The 16720-nt window shown below is 63.0% G+C and carries 18 protein-coding genes; 5 read left to right on the forward strand and 13 right to left on the reverse strand.

The annotated features are described in order from the left end of the window. Window positions 1-42: 42 nt before the first annotated feature. On the reverse strand, window positions 43-954 hold the full coding sequence (gene cysD, locus WA070_RS04060) for a sulfate adenylyltransferase subunit CysD (RefSeq protein WP_422632869.1): 912 nt from the start codon (window positions 952-954) through the stop codon (window positions 43-45). Window positions 955-984: 30 nt separating this feature from the next. On the opposite strand from cysD, the gene WA070_RS04065 reads away from it, so the two are divergent. Further along, window positions 985-1107: a hypothetical protein gene (locus tag WA070_RS04065; protein WP_422632870.1), complete on the forward strand. Its 123-nt coding sequence runs from the start codon at window positions 985-987 to the stop codon at window positions 1105-1107. 132 nt (window positions 1108-1239) lie between these two features. On the opposite strand, the gene WA070_RS04070 is transcribed toward WA070_RS04065, so the two are convergent. Continuing rightward, complete coding sequence (locus WA070_RS04070; RefSeq protein ID WP_422632871.1) at window positions 1240-2286, reverse strand: S66 peptidase family protein; 1047 nt, start codon at window positions 2284-2286, stop codon at window positions 1240-1242. Between the two features lies 1 nt (window position 2287). Then, a complete protein-coding gene (locus WA070_RS04075) occupies window positions 2288-2731 on the reverse strand; it encodes a cupin domain-containing protein (RefSeq protein ID WP_422632872.1) in 444 nt (147 codons plus the stop codon). Window positions 2732-2787: 56 nt separating this feature from the next. Here WA070_RS04075 and dapE point away from each other — a divergent pair, with 56 nt between their 5' ends. Further along, complete coding sequence (gene dapE, locus WA070_RS04080; protein ID WP_422632873.1) at window positions 2788-3927, forward strand: succinyl-diaminopimelate desuccinylase; 1140 nt, start codon at window positions 2788-2790, stop codon at window positions 3925-3927. Window positions 3928-4377: 450 nt separating this feature from the next. Here dapE and WA070_RS04085 read toward each other — a convergent pair whose 3' ends face one another. Beyond that, window positions 4378-5973 (reverse strand): isocitrate lyase, encoded by a 1596-nt coding sequence (locus tag WA070_RS04085; RefSeq protein WP_422632874.1) that lies wholly within the window; start codon window positions 5971-5973, stop codon window positions 4378-4380. Window positions 5974-6116: 143 nt separating this feature from the next. On the opposite strand from WA070_RS04085, the gene WA070_RS04090 reads away from it, so the two are divergent. Then, window positions 6117-7520 (forward strand): helix-turn-helix domain-containing protein, encoded by a 1404-nt coding sequence (locus WA070_RS04090; RefSeq protein WP_422632875.1) that lies wholly within the window; start codon window positions 6117-6119, stop codon window positions 7518-7520. Window positions 7521-7525: 5 nt separating this feature from the next. Here WA070_RS04090 and WA070_RS04095 read toward each other — a convergent pair whose 3' ends face one another. The 8 genes from WA070_RS04095 to WA070_RS04130 all read right to left on the reverse strand — a co-directional run bounded on the left by WA070_RS04095 (window position 7526) and on the right by WA070_RS04130 (window position 15451). Further along, window positions 7526-7729, reverse strand: a complete 204-nt coding sequence (locus WA070_RS04095) for a hypothetical protein (protein ID WP_422632876.1) — start codon at window positions 7727-7729, stop codon at window positions 7526-7528. Window positions 7730-7766: 37 nt separating this feature from the next. After that, entirely contained in the window at window positions 7767-8705 is a 939-nt protein-coding gene (locus tag WA070_RS04100; RefSeq protein WP_422632877.1) for a right-handed parallel beta-helix repeat-containing protein, read from the reverse strand. Window positions 8706-8929: 224 nt separating this feature from the next. After that, window positions 8930-9364 carry a DUF488 family protein gene (locus WA070_RS04105; protein ID WP_422632878.1) on the reverse strand — a complete coding sequence of 145 codons (435 nt, stop codon included), beginning with the start codon at window positions 9362-9364 and terminating at the stop codon, window positions 8930-8932. Window positions 9365-9430: 66 nt separating this feature from the next. Beyond that, a complete protein-coding gene (locus tag WA070_RS04110; RefSeq protein WP_422632879.1) occupies window positions 9431-9610 on the reverse strand; it encodes a hypothetical protein in 180 nt (59 codons plus the stop codon). Between the two features lie 72 nt (window positions 9611-9682). Beyond that, the gene (metH, locus tag WA070_RS04115) at window positions 9683-12295 is read right to left on the reverse strand and encodes a methionine synthase (RefSeq protein ID WP_422632880.1); all 2613 of its coding nucleotides are present in this window, start codon (window positions 12293-12295) and stop codon (window positions 9683-9685) included. A gap of 138 nt (window positions 12296-12433) precedes the next feature. Next, on the reverse strand, window positions 12434-13480 hold the full coding sequence (locus WA070_RS04120) for a homocysteine S-methyltransferase family protein (RefSeq protein WP_422632881.1): 1047 nt from the start codon (window positions 13478-13480) through the stop codon (window positions 12434-12436). 97 nt (window positions 13481-13577) lie between these two features. Continuing rightward, window positions 13578-14483: a methylenetetrahydrofolate reductase gene (gene metF / locus WA070_RS04125; protein WP_422632882.1), complete on the reverse strand. Its 906-nt coding sequence runs from the start codon at window positions 14481-14483 to the stop codon at window positions 13578-13580. Next, window positions 14480-15451, reverse strand: coding sequence for an ArsR/SmtB family transcription factor (locus WA070_RS04130; protein ID WP_422632883.1), 972 nt, complete (start codon window positions 15449-15451; stop codon window positions 14480-14482). The genes metF and WA070_RS04130 overlap by 4 nt, the downstream gene beginning before the upstream one ends. Before the next feature lie 217 nt (window positions 15452-15668). Here WA070_RS04130 and WA070_RS04135 point away from each other — a divergent pair, with 217 nt between their 5' ends. Then, window positions 15669-15896: a circumsporozoite protein gene (locus WA070_RS04135; protein WP_422632884.1), complete on the forward strand. Its 228-nt coding sequence runs from the start codon at window positions 15669-15671 to the stop codon at window positions 15894-15896. A 79-nt stretch (window positions 15897-15975) separates the two neighbouring features. Then, window positions 15976-16236 (forward strand): hypothetical protein, encoded by a 261-nt coding sequence (locus WA070_RS04140; RefSeq protein ID WP_422632885.1) that lies wholly within the window; start codon window positions 15976-15978, stop codon window positions 16234-16236. 55 nt (window positions 16237-16291) lie between these two features. On the opposite strand, the gene WA070_RS04145 is transcribed toward WA070_RS04140, so the two are convergent. Further along, entirely contained in the window at window positions 16292-16720 is a 429-nt protein-coding gene (locus WA070_RS04145) for a glycine zipper 2TM domain-containing protein (protein ID WP_422632886.1), read from the reverse strand.

The raw sequence follows: 16720 nt of genomic DNA on the forward strand, positions 1-16720 counted from the left end.
TGGGCTTCGACAAGCTCAGCCCGAACGGAAGGGGAAACTTCGTTAGAAGTAACCTTCCTGCTTCTTCTTCTCCATGCCTGCGCCGCCTGCATCCTTGTCGATCGCACGGCCCTGCCGCTCGGACGTGGTGGTCAGCAGCATTTCCTGAATCACTTCGGAAAGCGTCGCCGCCTCGCTCTCCACCGCGCCGGTCAGCGGGTAGCAGCCAAGCGTGCGGAAGCGGATGGAGCGGTCTACTGGCGTTTCGCCGGGCTGGAGCGGGAAGCGGTCGTCGTCCACCATCAGCAACATGCCGTCGCGCTCCACCGTCGGGCGTTTCGCGGCAAAATAGAGCGGGACGATCGGCACATCGTTCAGCTGAATATATTGCCAGATGTCGAGTTCGGTCCAGTTGCTGATCGGGAAGATGCGGATGCTCTCCCCCTTGTTCTTTTTGGCGTTGTAGAGGTTCCACAGTTCCGGGCGCTGGTTCTTGGGATCCCAGCCGTGGGAGGCAGTGCGGAAGGAGAAGATGCGTTCCTTCGCCCGGCTCTTTTCCTCGTCGCGCCGCGCGCCGCCGAAGGCCGCGTCGAAACCGTAGAGATTGAGCGCCTGCTTCAGCCCTTCGGTCTTCCACATATCGGTGTGGAGCGCGCCATGATCGAACGGATTGATGCCGCGATCCTTGGCTTCCTGATTTTGATAGACCAGCAGTTCCATGCCGCTTTCCCGCGCCATCCGGTCGCGCAGGTCGTACATGGCGCGGAATTTCCAGGTCGTATCGACATGCAGCAGCGGGAATGGCGGCGGCGAGGGATAGAAGGCCTTGCGCGCCAGATGCAGCATCACCGCGCTGTCCTTGCCGACGCTGTAGAGCATGACCGGCTTGTCCGCTTCGGCCACCACTTCGCGCAGGATGTGGATGCTTTCTGCTTCCAGTCGCTCCAGATGGGTCAGGGTCTTTGCGTCCGCCATTCGATCCTCGGGTAACAGGGTGTGCGCGCCATGGCACAGGCGCACGGATGTGTGGACCCCCTGCCCGATCGGCAAGGATGGCGGCAGGGCGATCAGGCGAGGGAGCCGGGCGGCTTCACCCAGTTGGAAAGGGCTGACCCATGGCTCAAATAGCCTATCTATGCTATTGATTACACTTATTTTTTATACCGACTTCACGACTGGCGGGAGCGAACCGCCCCCCCAGCCGTATGAAGAGCCGGTTTAGACCCGGCAAGAAATGATCGGCCCACTTGCCGCGTGGGATCAGGCAACCGCCGGTTCGAGCAGGCGGATGGTCCCGGCTTCCGCGTCGATTTCCGCGCGCGCGCCGACGGCCAAGCTGACCTGACTGGCGACATGGCCGAAGGGCGCACCCTGAAAGGCGGGGACGCGCAGCGGGGCCAGATGCTGTTGCAGCACCTGCGACAGGGTAAAGCCGCCAAAGGATGCGCCCGCCGGGCCGCAATCGGTGCATTGGCCAAACACCACGCCCGCCAGCCGCCCCAGCACGCCCGCCAGCGCCAACTGCGTCAGCATCCGGTCGATGCGATAGGGTGGTTCGCCAGTATCCTCGATAAACAGGATCGCGCCGGTAAAGTCGGGCAGATAAGGCGTCCCCATCAACGCGCACAGCACGGTCAGATTGCCGCCCAGCAATCGCCCGCTCGCCTTGCCGGGATGGAATGTGCGCGTGCGGCCATTACGCTGGACCAGCCGATCCTCCGTCCCGACAGGCGCGGCAAAGGTCGGGGTCTCCGCGTCGAAGGCGACGGCGCGGAAAGCATCCCAGGAGAAACGCCCCCAACCACTCGCCGCGTTGGGACCGTGGATGGTGGTGAAGCCAGCGCGCGCGGCAAAGGCCAGATGCAGCGCGGTGATGTCGGAAAAGCCGACCAGCAGCTTGGGATTGGCGCGAATCGCCCTGAAATCCAGAAAGGGCAGGATGCGCGCGCAGCCCCATCCGCCGCGCACTGCGAAAACCGCCCGCACATCCTTGTCCGCATACATGGCGTTCACGTCCGCCGCGCGGTCCCTGTCCGTCCCCGCCAGATAGCCGTCGCGCTGGCCCAGATGCGGCGCAGCCTTTGGCACCAGCCCCATGGCGCGGATCGTGTCCATCACCAGATCGAGGTCGAACGCGTCATCGACGAAGCCCGCCGGTTCGATCAGGCCCACCGTATCGCCCGCGCGCAGGCGCGGCGGCCTGACCAGAGCGGTCGATGGCATAACGGGCGTGCGGGCGGCCAGCGGCCATGCTGCAAGGCCAGCGCCAAACCCCGCAATCAGTGTGCGGCGATGCAATGGGTTCATATCAAAAAAGGCTCCCGTCCTTGCGCCGATAGACCCCGCCCGACAGGTGCAGGTCGATATCGGGATAATGGCAATCGCTCGACGCCGGACGGCCGATGGCCAGAAACACGCAATCCGCGTCGCTTTCGTTGCACAGTTGATGCCCGTTCGGCACGCCCTTGGGAAAGGCGGCCATGTCGCCCGGTCCCATCGGCGTGCGCGCGCCATCCTCGACCAGCACCGCCTGCCCCGCCAGCATCACGACGAACTCATCCTCATCTTCATGCCAGTGCCGCTGCGACGAGGCAGCGCCGGGTTTCAGCACGACATGACTGACACCGAAATCGGTCAGGTCGCTCGCGGGGCCAAGGCGTCGATACCAGCGCTGCGCCACCGCATGCCCATAGGGCAGCGGATAGCCGGTGGTGTTGACTGGCGCGATCTGGTCCACTTCTATCCGGGGCATCGCCTGTCCTTTCGCCGACTCTGGCCAATCGGCATCGCTTTCGCTAACGCCATGCCATGAGCATGACCAGAGCCAAAGACGATGTCGTAACGCTGGCGCAGCGTCTGATGGCCTGTCCATCCGTCACGCCTGCGACCGGCGCAGTGTTCGACGTGATGGAAGCGATGCTGACGCCGCTGGGCTTTACGGTCGAGCGCTTTGTGGCGGGCGACGCGCCAGACGGGCCGGTGGAAAATCTGCTGGCGTGGCGCACGACCGGGCCGGGCGCGCATTTCGCCTTTGCCGGGCATCTGGATGTGGTGCCGCCCGGTCCCGGCTGGACCAGCGACGCTTTCGCGCCGGAGATACGCGGCGACCTCCTCTACGGGCGCGGCGCGGTGGATATGAAGGGGTCGATCGCCGCCTTCGTCGCGGCGCTGGGCGACTTGCCCGATGACGCGACCGGCACGATCAGCCTCATCATCACCGGCGACGAGGAAGGCCCGGCGGTGCATGGCACGCTGGCGCTGATGGAGCGGATGGCGGCGCGCGAATTGCGCCCGGACCTGTGTCTGGTGGGGGAACCCACATCATCGGCGCGACTGGGCGATGTCGTGAAGATCGGGCGGCGCGGGTCGGTGAATATGTGGATCAGGGTGGCGGGCACACAGGGCCATGTCGCCTACCCCCATCTGGCCGACAATCCGATTTCGCCGCTGGTGCGCATCCTGTCGGCGATCGAGGCGGATGTGCTGGACGAAGGCACCGACTGGTTCCAGCCGAGCAACATCGAAATTACCGATCTGGACGTCGGCAACCCGGCTCATAATGTCATACCCGGTGCAGCCACCGCGCGCATTTCCATCCGCTTCAACGACCGGCACAGCGGCGCTTCGCTGATCGAACGGATCAGCGCGATCGCCGCGCGCGATGGCGGCACCGTGGAAGCCAGGATCAGCGGCGAACCCTTCCTGACCCCGCCCGGCGCGTTCAGCACGCTGATCAGCGGCGCCATCCGCGACGTGACGGGGGTAGAAACGGAGCTGTCGACCACAGGCGGCACATCGGACGCCCGCTTCCTCTCGCGCCTATGCCCGGTAGTGGAGTTTGGCCTGAACAACGCGACCATGCACAAGCTGGACGAAGCCGTGGCAGTGCAGGATCTGCGCGATCTGGCGCGGATCTATGCACTGGTGGTGGAGCGGGCGTTGGGTTGAGCGGGGTGGCTGATCGGACGGCGTTTATCGGAGCAGATGAGCCAAAAGCAGCACATTATTATCCCTCCCTTGCAGGAGGTCGTTGCGAAATACGGATTCCATTAAGAATTATCGTCATTCCCGCGCAGGCGGGGATCCATCTCCGGACCTGAAATCAAGACGATAAGGTGAGAGATGGATCCCCGCCTGCGCGGGGATGACGTGAAAATTTGTGAATAACGTATTTCGCAACGGTCCCCTTGCAGGGCAGGGCTTCCAAACTGGCTTTGAACGCCCAACGCGCTCCAAAAAAACGACCCGACAGTTCACTGCCGGGCCGTCGAGTTTCTTCCACCCACGCATGCGGGAGAGTGTCGATGCCCCCGCATGATGGCTCTGATACAGCTTCACCCTGCCCGTCATTCGCGCGCAGGCGGGTATGACGGGCAGGGTCTGGCCGCAAACTCTCCCTTATGCCGCGAACTGATTCATCGTGTTATGCGCCCCGCCCGCCTTCAAAGCGGCCTCGCCAGCGAAATAGTCCTTATGATCGTCGCCGATGTCGCTGCCGGACATATTCTGGTGCCGGACGCAGGCGATGCCCTGGCGGATTTCCTTGCGCTGGACACCCTCGACATAGCCCAGCATCCCCGCCTCGCCGAAATAGTCCTTCGCCAGATTGTCGGTGCTGAGCGCAGCGGTGTGATAGGTCGGCAGGGTGATGAGGTGATGGAAAATACCCGCCCGCGCCGCCGCGTCTTTCTGGAAGGTGCGGATGCGTTCGTCAGCTTCCCGGCCCAGGTCAGTGTCGTCATAATCGACGCTCATCAACCGTGCCCGGTCATAAGCGGCGACATCCCTGCCCGCCTCGACCCACGCGTCGAACACCTGCTGGCGGAAGTTGAGCGTCCAGTTGAAGCTGGGCGAATTATTATAGACCAGCTTGGCGTTCGGCACGACTTGCCGGATGCGATCGACCATCGAGGCGATCTGTTCGATATGCGGCTTTTCCGTCTCGATCCACAGCAGGTCTGCGCCATTTTGCAGACTTGTGATGCAATCGAGGACGCAGCGGTCCGCGCCGGTGCCTTCGCGGAACTGGAACAGGTTGCTGGGCAGACGCTTGGGACGCAACAGCTTGCCGTCGCGGTTCAGGATGACGTCGCCGTTGCGTGCGGTCGCCGGATCAATCTCTTCGCAATCGAGGAAGCTGTTATACTGGTCGCCGATGTCGCCCGGTTCCTTGCTGACCGCGATCTGCTTGGTCAGTCCCGCACCCAGCGAGTCGGTGCGCGTGACGATGATGCCATCCGTAACGCCCAGTTCCAGAAAGGCGTAGCGGCAGGCGCGGACCTTCGCGAGGAAGTCCTCATGCGGGACCGTGACCTTACCATCCTGATGCCCGCACTGTTTTTCGTCACTGACCTGATTTTCGATCTGGAGCGCGCAGGCGCCCGCTTCGATCATTTTCCTGGCGAGCAGATAGGTCGCCTCGGCATTGCCAAAGCCTGCGTCGATATCGGCGATGATCGGCACGACATGGGTTTCATAATGGTCGATCGCGTGGATCAGGCGCTGCGCTTCGACCGCGTTGCCGTCCCCGCGCGCCTTGTCCAGATCGCGGAACAACATGCCCAGTTCGCGCGCATCCGCCTGCTTGAGGAAGGTGTAAAGCTCCTCGATCAGCGCGGGAACGCTGGTCTTCTCGTGCATAGACTGGTCGGGCAAAGGCCCAAAATCGCTGCGTAGCGCCGCGACCATCCAGCCGGACAGATAAAGATATTTGCCCTTGGTCGTGCCGAAATGCTTCTTGATCGCGATCATTTTCTGCTGACCGATGAAGCCGTGCCAGCAGCCCAGCGACTGGGTGTAATTGGCCGGGTCCAGATCATAGGCCGCCATGTCCCGCCGCATGATGCCAGCGGTATATCTGGCGATGTCGATGCCGGTGTGGAAGCGGTTCTGCAACTGCATGCGCGCCACCGATTCGGCGTCGATACCATCCCATGTGCCGGGATGATCGCCGATCAACGTCTGCGCTTTTGCGATATTGTCCTGATAGGTCATGGGCCGGTCCTCGGTTTGTCGGGTGAGCTGTTGCTTCACCGCATAGACCCGCCCTGCCCGGCGCAGCAGCCATCGCTTAGTTCAGTTGTCGATCTTTACAAAAATCTGCTGTAAAGTTGTCAAGCCTGCACAGGAGAGTCGAGATGGCCAAGGATCGCCCGGTTTACATGGGTCCGCGTTTGCGACGGTTACGCCGCGACCTGGGCCTGACGCAGGCTGACATGGCCGCCGACCTCGACATTTCCGCTTCCTATGTTGCCCTGCTGGAACGCAACCAGCGGCCCCTGACCGCCGACATGCTGCTGCGCCTCGCGCGCACCTATAAACTCGACATGGCAGAGGTGGCGGGGGATGGCGGCGCGGAGCAGACTGCGCGGCTGCATGCGGTGCTCAAAGATCCGATGTTCGCCGACATCGACTTGCCGCAACTGGCGACGGGCGATGTTGCGGTCAATTATCCGGGCATCACCGAAGCATTGCTGCGGCTCTATACCAGCTATCGACAGGAACATCTGGCGCTCGCAGACCGGGATGCGGGGACGCAGCCGGTCGAGGATATGGTCGATCCGGTCGCGCAATCGCGCCGCTTTCTGGCCGCTCGGCGCAACAGCTTCCCGATGCTGGACGATGCGGGCGAGCGGCTGGCGGCGGAGGCGGAGGGGCTTGGCGGGCTGTCGGCATGGCTTCGGGCAAAGCATAATCTGCGCGTGCGCCGCTTGCCATCGGACGTCATGGCCGGGTCGATGCGGCGGCTGGACCGGCACCGCGACGCCGTGCTGCTGGACGATGCGCTGGACGGGGCCAGCGCCCAGTTTCAGCTCGCGCTTCAGATCGCCTATCTGGATATGCGCAAAAGTTTCGACGCGATCCTTAAGGATGGGGCGTTCAGCGACGACAGCGGCCACCGCCTCGCGCGCCGCGCTCTGGCCAGCTACGGCGCGGCGGCGATCCTGATGCCCTATGGCGCCTTCGCCAAAGCGGTGGAGGCGCGCCATTATGATGTGGAGGCGCTGGCCCGCCAGTTCGGCACCAGCTTCGAACAGACCGCTCACCGCCTGACCACGCTGCAAAAGCCGGGGCAGGAACGGGTGCCTTTCTTCTTCCTGCGCGTGGATCAGGCCGGCAATGTGTCGAAAAGGCTGGATGGCGCGGGCTTTCCCTTTGCCCGGCATGGCGGTTCCTGCCCGCTCTGGTCGGTGCATCGCGTGTTCGAAACACCGCGCACGGTGGTGACGCAGTGGCTGGAACTGCCCGATGGCCAGCGCTATTTCTCGATCGCGCGCACGGTGACGGCGGGCGGCGGCACATGGGGCGCGGCGAAGGTCGAGCGCGCCATCGCTTTATGTTGCGCGGCGGACCATGCGCATCGTCTGATCTATACGCAGGACGCGCCCGTAGCGCCGCCCACACCCACGCCGATCGGCGTCACATGCCGCCTGTGCCACCGCCCCCGCTGCATGGCCCGTTCAGCCCCGCCGATCGGGCGGGAGATGCTGCCCGACGATTATCGGCGGACACGCGCGCCGTTCGGGTTTGCGGACGGATGATCCGCTCAGGATTCCAGCAGATCCAGATAGGCGACCACGTCATTGTCAGTCGCTAGATACAGCCCGTCCTGCACGTCCTGCGGCTCCAGTTCGGCCAGCCGCATCGCTTCGCTGAACGGGCCATAGAACAACGTCGTCGCCGCGCCCCCGCCATCGGAATCGCTTAAGTGATAGAGCCGCACGGTGGCGCTGTTATAGGTGGTTCGCATGGGCGCGATTATCGCCGCTGCGCCGTCCGCTGGCAAGTCAGCGCCGATCCTTGACCTTCATCGAGGGGGCAAGCTGATTCTGACCGATGCGCACGGCGTCGTCGGTGAAGTTGGCAACGAAGGTCGATCCCCGTTCCAGCCCCGGCACGAAGCCCGCCCTGTTCCCCTCGATCACCAGCCCGGCGCTGTCATGCTCGCGGCCTTCGGGCGCGACGGTGATGAAGGCGGACCAGTTGTCCTTGTCCTTCCCCTGCACCATGGCATTGCCGCGAATGACCCCGCTCGCGCCGTTGGACAGGTCGATCATATAGTTGGTCAGTTTGCCCGCGCTGTCGTCGAAACTATTGTCGACGATTGTCACGCGCGCCGTGCGGGTCTTGAGATAATGGCCGCCCTCGCCCTGATCGAAGCGGCTGTTCGTCACGGTCAGGTTCGCCAGTCGCCCGACATAGATGCCATGCGCGCAATCCAGATCGCGGTCGCACCGGCCCAGCTTGCGGAACGTCGATTTGTCGATCGTCACCTGCCCGCCATCATAATCGCCGGTCAATATGCCTTCCTCGCTGTTGCGGAACAGGCTGTTGCGCACGGTCAGATTGCCGTTTTCCAACCGGATGCCCGCGCCATTGCCGTCCGGCACGCGGATGTTCTGAACGATGATGCCGTCGATCGTGCTGGATCGACCGCGCAGGACAAGCGCTGCCTTGCCCTCGCACGGCACGCCGTCGAAGATCACTGTTCCTGCCGTCCTGGCACGCAGGGTGATATCGCCCGCATCCTGCACAGCACATTCATGATAGGTGCCGGGCGCCGCGACGATCGTTCCACGCGCATCGCCGATCGCGCCGATCGCATCGCCCAGCGACCGGAACCCCTGACCCGTTTCGGACACCGTGAACGGCGCGCTGCCCCCTTGCGCAAAGGCGGAGGCGGTGATGGCGACGGTGACCAGCAAGGTCGTGGATAAAAAGCGCATGGCGTCTCGATAGGCCCGCCCGCCGCCTGCACCAAGGCGCGAACGGGGTTAACGCGCGACTGGCCCGTTATGGGACGGATCACAAGGGCGCTGCCGGACTGGAAACTCTGCCGGGATTCGCGCCTCCCTCCGTTCGTTTCGAGCGTCGTCGAGAAACCCAGACGCAGCGCTATCCACTTCTCGACTTCGCTCGAAGCGAATGGAGTTGGGGGGATTGCCATTGTTCAATCCGGGAAGAGATCAACCCGCTCCGCGTCCGGCATCACTGCGTCGATCAGCAGCGACCGGTGGCATCCCGACGGGTCGCGCTCGAAACACAGCAGCGCGGTGGGCGTATCGGCCGCCATGTCTTTCAGTTGCTCCGCCTGCACAATCGCTTCGGGCAGGTCGAGTTGCCCGGCGTAGATGGCGGCCAGCCGGGCGTGGTTGCCCTTGCGCGCGGCCTCCCGCCCCTCAGGCGGGGTGCCCAGCGCTTTCAGGCCGACATAGTCGATGCCCGCCTCGCGCAATCCGGCCGCCAGAATATTCTTGGAAAAGCCCGGACGGCGTGACAGCGGGACGGCGCGGACGTCGGCGAGCAATCGCACGCCCGCCGCCTGCAAAGCCGCGATCAAAGCCGCCTGCGTCGCGCCTTCATAGCCGATGGTGAAAATCTTCATGCGGGAGGAGATAGGAAGCAGGGCGGCAAAGTGCCAACCCGCCCCATCACGACAGACTGTGGTCGCTTACTTCGTCGCGCACTTCACGAATTTGCCCTTCGCGTCCTTGCACGGGCCTTTCTTGACCGGCGCGGTTTTGGCGGGCGGGCATTTGATGAACTTCCCCTTGGCGTCCTTGCACGGCGCGGCCATGGCCGGGGTTGCGGCGAGAGCGGCGATGGCGAACAGGGCAGTCACGATGCGCATGAGAGACTCTCCTTGGATGGTCGGGCCATCATGCCACGGGAAAGCTGTGCCGCCAATGAACGCTTCGCGCGATCAGTCCAGATTGGGCCGCAAATAGCGTTCCGCCGTGTCCAGATCGATGCCGCGACGCTGCGCATATTCTTCCAACTGGTCGCGCCCGACGCGGGCAACGCCGAAATACTCCGCCTGGGCATGGCCGAAATAAAATCCGCTGACCGCCGCAGTCGGCAACATGGCAAAACTTTCGGTAAGCGTGATGCCGGTCGCATGATGCGCGTCGAGCATGTCGAACAGGATCGTTTTCAGGCTATGTTCGGGGCAGGCAGGATAGCCCGGAGCGGGGCGGATGCCGCGATATTGTTCCTTGATCAGCGCCTCGTTGGTCAACTGCTCGCCCTCCGCATAGCCCCAGAGCGCCGTGCGGACATAATGGTGCAGCCGCTCGGCAAAGGCTTCGGCCAGACGATCGGCCAGCGCCTTGAGCAGGATGTCCGAATAATCGTCGATCGCGTTTTTGAAGCGGGCGAGATGCGGTTCTATGCCATGCATGCCGACCGCAAAGCCGCCCATCCAGTCGCCGTCATGACTGATGAAGTCGGCCAGACACATGTTCGCCCGCCCTTCCCGCTTCTGGATCTGCTGGCGCAGCATAGGCAGGGTGTAGTGTTTCTCATCCTCGACATGGACGATGATGTCGTCGCCTTCGCGGCGGCAAGGCCACAGGCCGGCCACGCCGCGCGCGGTCAGCCACTTGTCCTTGACGATCCTGTCGAGCATCGCCTGCGCATCGGCGAACAGGCTGGACGCGCTTTCGCCCACGATTTCATCGGTCAGGATCGCGGGATAATTGCCCGCCAGTTCCCATGCACGGAAAAAGGGCGTCCAGTCGATATAGGGGACCAGATCCTTCAAGTCCCAATCAGGGAAGCGATGCACGCCGGGCAGGCGTGGGCGCGGCGCTTTCAGGCTCTCGTCAATCTCGAAGCTGTTGGCGCGCGCATCCTCGATGCTGACCAGTGCGCTTTGCCCCTTATTGGCGCGGGCGACGCGGACATGCTCATAATCATCCTTGGTCTTGCGGACGAAATCATCCTTCTGCGTTTCGGATACCAGCGCCGTCGCCACGCCCACGGCGCGGCTGGCGTCCAGAACGTGGATGACGGGTCCGGCATAGGCGGGGTCGATGCGCAGCGCAGTGTGGACTCGCGATGTCGTCGCGCCGCCGATCATCAGGGGCATGGTCATGCCCGCGCGCTGCATTTCGGTGGCGACCGTCACCATTTCGTCCAGTGACGGCGTGATGAGGCCGGACAGGCCGATAATGTCGGCATCATTGTCGACTGCAGCCTTGATGATGTCATGCCAGGGGACCATGACGCCCATATCAACCACGTCATAACCGTTGCATTGCAGCACGACGCCGACGATATTCTTGCCGATGTCATGGACGTCACCCTTGACCGTGGCCATGATGACCTTGCCCTTGCCCTTCGTGCCCGGTTCCTTGGCCGCTTCGATATAGGGCAGCAGATGCGCGACCGCTTTCTTCATCACGCGGGCGGATTTCACCACTTGCGGCAGGAACATCTTGCCCGCGCCGAACAGGTCGCCCACGACATTCATGCCGTCCATCAATGGCCCTTCGATCACATGGATCGGCTTTTCGGCGGACAGGCGGCACTCCTCGGTATCCTCCACCACATACATGTCGATGCCCTTGACCAGCGCATGTTCCAGCCGTCGTGCAACTGGCCAGCCGCGCCATTCCTGCGCCGCCTTTTCGACCGCCGCATCCGTGCCGCGATAGCTTTCGGCCAGCGTGACCAGCCGGTCGCCCGCTTCCAGATCGCGGTTGAGCAGCACATCCTCGCACGCCTGCCGCAACGCAGGGTCGATCGCGTCATAGACGTCGAGTTGGCCTGCATTGACGATCGCCATGTCCAGGCCAGCGGGAATGGCGTGGTAGAGGAAGACGCTGTGCATCGCCCGGCGGACGGGCTCGTTACCCCGGAAGGAGAAGGAGAAGTTCGACAGCCCGCCTGAAATATGGACATGTGGGCAGCGCTGCTTGATCTCCTTGCACGCCTCGATAAAATCGACGCCGTAGTTGTTGTGCTCTTCGATCCCCGTCGCCACGGCAAAGATATTGGGATCGAAGATGATGTCCTCAGGCGGAAAACCGATGGTCATCAGCAGCTTATAGGCGCGTTCGCAAATCTCGACCTTGCGGGCCTGCGTATCGGCCTGCCCCGTCTCGTCGAACGCCATGATGACGGCGGCCGCGCCATAGGCCATGCATTTACGGGCATGGCCCAGAAAGGCTTCCTCGCCTTCCTTCATGCTGATCGAATTGACGATCGGCTTGCCGGACACGCATTTCAGACCAGCTTCGATCACTTCCCATTTGGAAGAGTCGATCATGACGGGGACGCGGCTGATGTCCGGCTCCGATGTCATGAGTTTGAGGAACGTCGTCATCGCCTCGACCGCGTCCAGCAGCCCCTCGTCCATGTTGACGTCGACGATCTGCGCGCCATTCTCCACCTGCTCACGCGCGATGTCGATCGCGGCGGCATAGTCGCCCGCCATAATCAGCTTCTTGAACTTGGCCGATCCGGTGACGTTGGTGCGTTCGCCGATATTGACGAAATTGGCGCCAGAGAGGTTAGGGGATTTCTGGGTCATGAGCATTTTCCAAAAATCCTCCCCCTTAGGGGGAGGGGGACCATGCCGAAGGCATGGTGGAGGGGTATCACGCTATCGAGGGGGCGACACCCCTCCGTCTGGCTTCGCCAGCCACCTCCCCTGCGAGGGGAGGATAGGCTAGGCCGCGATGTGCATCGGTTCGAGGCCCGCCAGCCGCGTCACGACCGGCAGTTCGGGCACCACGCGCGGCTTATGACCGCTAAGCGCCTTGGCCACCGCGCCGATATGCGCGGGCGTCGTGCCGCAACAGCCGCCGACCATATTGACCAGCCCTTCGTCCACCCACTGACGGATCAGCTTTGCCGTGGTTTCCGGCAATTCATCATATTGCCCCAGTTCGTTGGGCAACCCCGCATTGGGATAGGCCAGGATCAGCGTGTCGGCATTTTTCGACAGTTCGGCCAGATAGGGCCGCAGCAGATCCGCGCCGAACGCGCAATTCACCCCGATGGTCAGCGGCTTCAAATGGCGCAGCGAATACCAGAAGGCGTTGATCGTATGCCCCGACAGGTTGCGCCCGGACATGTCGGTGATGGTGAAGCTGAGCATAAGCGGCACCGACCGCCCCGCCGCAGCCTCCGCTTCCCGCGCGGCCATGCCCGCCGCCTTGGCGTTCAGCGTATCGAAGCAGGTTTCCACCAGCAGGAAATCGACCCCGCCCGCGATCAGCGCATCGCATTGTTCGCGATAATCGGCTTTCAGCGTATCATAATCGACCTCGCGATAGGCGGGGTCGTTGACGTCCGGCGAAATGGACAGCGTCTTGTTCGTCGGGCCAATCGACCCGCACACGAAACGCGGCTGGCCATCCTTCGCCGTTGCCGCATCGCACGCATTGCGCGCCAGTTTCGCGGCGGCCAGATTGATGTCCCGCACCAGATGCTCGCAGCCATAATCGGCCATGGCGATTTTGGTCGAACTGAAGGTGTTCGTCTCGATCATGTCCGCACCCGCTGCCAGATAGGCGGCGTGGATGCCCTCCACGATGTCGGGCCGGGTCAGGCAGAGCAGGTCGTTATTGCCCTTCTGATCCTTCGCCAGATCCAGATCGCCGCGATAATCGGCTTCGGTCAGGCCATGTTTCTGAATCGACGTGCCATAGCCACCGTCGAAGATCAGGATCTTGTCCGCCGCCAGGGCGCGTAAACTTGCTTCGGCCGTCATAGTCTTTCCTCTCGTACCGTTCGGTTCGAGCCTGTCGAGAACCCTCGCGCGACCAGTTCTCGACAGGCTCGAACCGAACGGAGGGGGTGATATATTATCAGGTGTCCGCCGACGCTTTGGCCCGAAGCCCCAGCAGATGACAGATCGCATAGCTTAATTCCGCACGGTTGAGCGTATAGAAATGAAAGTCCCGCACGCCCCCGGCATAGAGTTTGCGGCAGAGTTCCGCAGCGATCGTTGCGGACACCAACTGGCGCGCGGCGGGGTGGACGTCCAGCCCTTCGAACAGGCGGCCCATCCAGCTTGGCACCTGCGTATTGCACATCGCCGCCATCCGCTGCGTCGCGGCGAAATTGCTGACCGGCATGATGCCCGGCACGATATCCGCCGTGATGCCCGCCGCGCCCGTCTTGTCCAGAAAGCGGAAATAGGCGTCTGGCGTGAAGAAAAATTGTGTGATCGCGCGGGTCGCCCCTGCGTCCAGTTTGCGCTTGAGATTGTCGAGGTCGCTCTGCGCGCTCGCCGCTTCGGGATGGACTTCGGGATAGGCGGACACGGAAATTTCGAACGGATGACGCTTCATAAGCCCTTCGACCAGTTCGGCGGCATCCTTATAGCCATCCGGGTGCGGTTCGAACCGCCCACCCGCTTCGGGTGGATCGCCGCGCAGTGCGACGATATGGCGCACCCCTGCGTCCCAATAAGCGTCGGCGACTTCGCCAATCTCGGCCTTGCTGGCGGCAACGCAGGTCAGGTGCGCGGCAGCGGACAGGTCGGTCTCGCGCGCGATCCGGGCGACCGTATTATGCGTGCGTTCGCGCGTCGATCCGCCCGCGCCATAAGTCACGGACACGAATTTGGGCCGCAGCGTACCGAGCGTTTCGACCGCCGACCATAGCTGCGCCTCCATTTTTTCCGTCTTGGGCGGGAAAAATTCGAAACTGACCTGACAGTCGCCTGCCAGATCGGCGTAAAGCGGGGTGGCGGCTTCGATAGGGGTCATGCGGACATCCGTTCTACTTGTCGCAGGATCGGCGCTTGCTTGCGCCGTCCCAGCCATAATTGCACCGTCAGTTCCTGGCCGGGCAGCGTTTCGACCCGCTCCATCAGCAGCCCGGCCCCGGCAAACCAGCTTTCCATCTGATCGTTGGAAAAGCCCAGCCGCGCATGTTGATCGCGCAAACGCAGCTCTTCGCGTTCATGCGGCGCAAAGTCGGCGATCAGCACCCGGCCATTGAGCGCCGCGACGCGCGCGGCTTCGGCGATCACCAGTTCGGGTGCCTGTGCATAATGGAGCACCTGATGCAGCACCACGGTATCCACGCTGCCCGACTCCAGCGGCACGGCAGCGAAATCGCCCAGCAGCAGCGCATATTTGTCGCCCGCCCCTTCCGGCAGCTTGGCGCGGGCCAGCCGCAGCATGTCCGGGCTGCGGTCCAGCGCGGTGACCTGCCGCGCGCCCTGCCCGAACAGTTCGATCATGCGGCCCGTGCCGGTGCCGATGTCAAGCAGATGGCCGATCGGCTCGACGCCCAGCAGCGCCGTCATCGCCGCCTCTACGTCCACTTCCGCCACATGGAGCGACCGGATCGCATCCCATTCTTCGGCATGTTCGGCGAAATAGCTTTCAGCCGCCCGGCCACGATCCGCGCGCACCGCCGTCAGCCGGGCAAGGTCCGCCGTCTGCCACAGCGCTTCGCTGGCCGATGGGGCAAGCCGGTCGAACAGCGACAGGAAAGGCGCGACATCGCCACCCTTGCCCAGCCGCAGGAACACCCAATTGCCCTCCTTGCGCCGCTCCACCAGCCCCGCTTCGGCCAATATGCGGACATGGCGCGACACGCGCGGCTGGCTTTGTCCCACCACTTGTGCAATTTCGCCGACAGCAAGCTCCATCGCGCGCAACAGGTGAATGATGCGCAAACGGGTCGGGTCGCCCAATGCCCGGAAAATATCGAGTGCCGCATGCATGACGGCATCATATAAAGAAATCTTTATATGCGTCAATGCTCGTAACGTTCCATGATCCAGATCATGAAAATACGCGTTTCGGGCGTTTTGCGTGCAGGAATGGGATTGCCTTGGTGGGCGCGACGCATTACGAATCGGCGCGCAGATGCCATGGGGGGTGAGCTTTTCTCCGAGATGTGGTCTGCAATGTTTTATTCTCAGAGAGGGGTTTCCACCCATGACCAAGACCATTGCTTTTTCGCTCGTTCTCGCCGCTTCGCTCGGCCTCGCTGCCTGCTCGGGCGGCACGGAGAACGCTGCCAACAACGCAGCCAACTCGGCTGAAAACGCGTCGAACGCGGCTGACAACGCCATGAACGCTGCGCTGAACGCTGCCGACAACGCTGCAAACGCTGCTTCGAACACCGCTTCGAACGCGACCAACAACGTCGCCAACGCGATGTAATTCAAAACCCCATCCGGGTTTTGAATGCGTAAAAAGGGGTCGCACCGGTAACGGCGCGGCCCCTTTTTCATAGGATGATATGATGACATTCCGCCTGGCCTGCGTCGTTGCCCTGCTGTCCACCCTGACTGCCTGCGGATCGGGGGATGGCGACGGCGTGGGCGGGGTCAGCGCCAGCGAAGCACGTGCGCTCAACGAAGCAGCGGAAAAGCTGGACGCGCGGACCGGCGCTGCGGTGTCCAATGACACGCCAATGAACCCGGCCGCTGCGGCGGCGATCGCTGCGGATCGCGGCCGGATAGCCGCACCACCCACGCCGCCGCCATCCGCGCCTCAATAAAAAGGGCCGCATCCTGACGGAGCGGCCCTTCTTCACAGGCTTGGGACATTAACCCTCAGCAGTTGCGGTCGATGGCGCGACCGGCCAGTGCGCCGACGCCTGCGCCGATGATCGCACCGGTCGTACCGTCACCACGGCGGCCATAACGGCCCGAACCGCGGCCGACTTCATTACCCAGCAAGCCACCGGCGATCGCACCGATGATGGTGCCGCCCGTGCCATTGTCGCGGCAACGATAGCCGTTATTGCGATAGCCGCGATAATTGTTGCGGTAATAGCGATCACCGCCCCGGTAATAGTTGCCACCGCCGCGATAATAATCGCCACGGTTGCCGCGATAGCCCCGGTCGCCGCCACGATAATAATCGCCGCGTTCATAACCGCCATAATAGCCCTGTGCCGAAGCAGGCGCCGTCGTAACAGCCATCGAAGCAGCGCCCATGGCGAGGACGGCACCGATATTCACGAGAAACTTCATCTTCAT

The sequence above is a fragment of the Sphingobium sp. genome (assembly GCF_049304695.1).
In the GTDB taxonomy this organism is placed as follows: domain Bacteria; phylum Pseudomonadota; class Alphaproteobacteria; order Sphingomonadales; family Sphingomonadaceae; genus Sphingobium.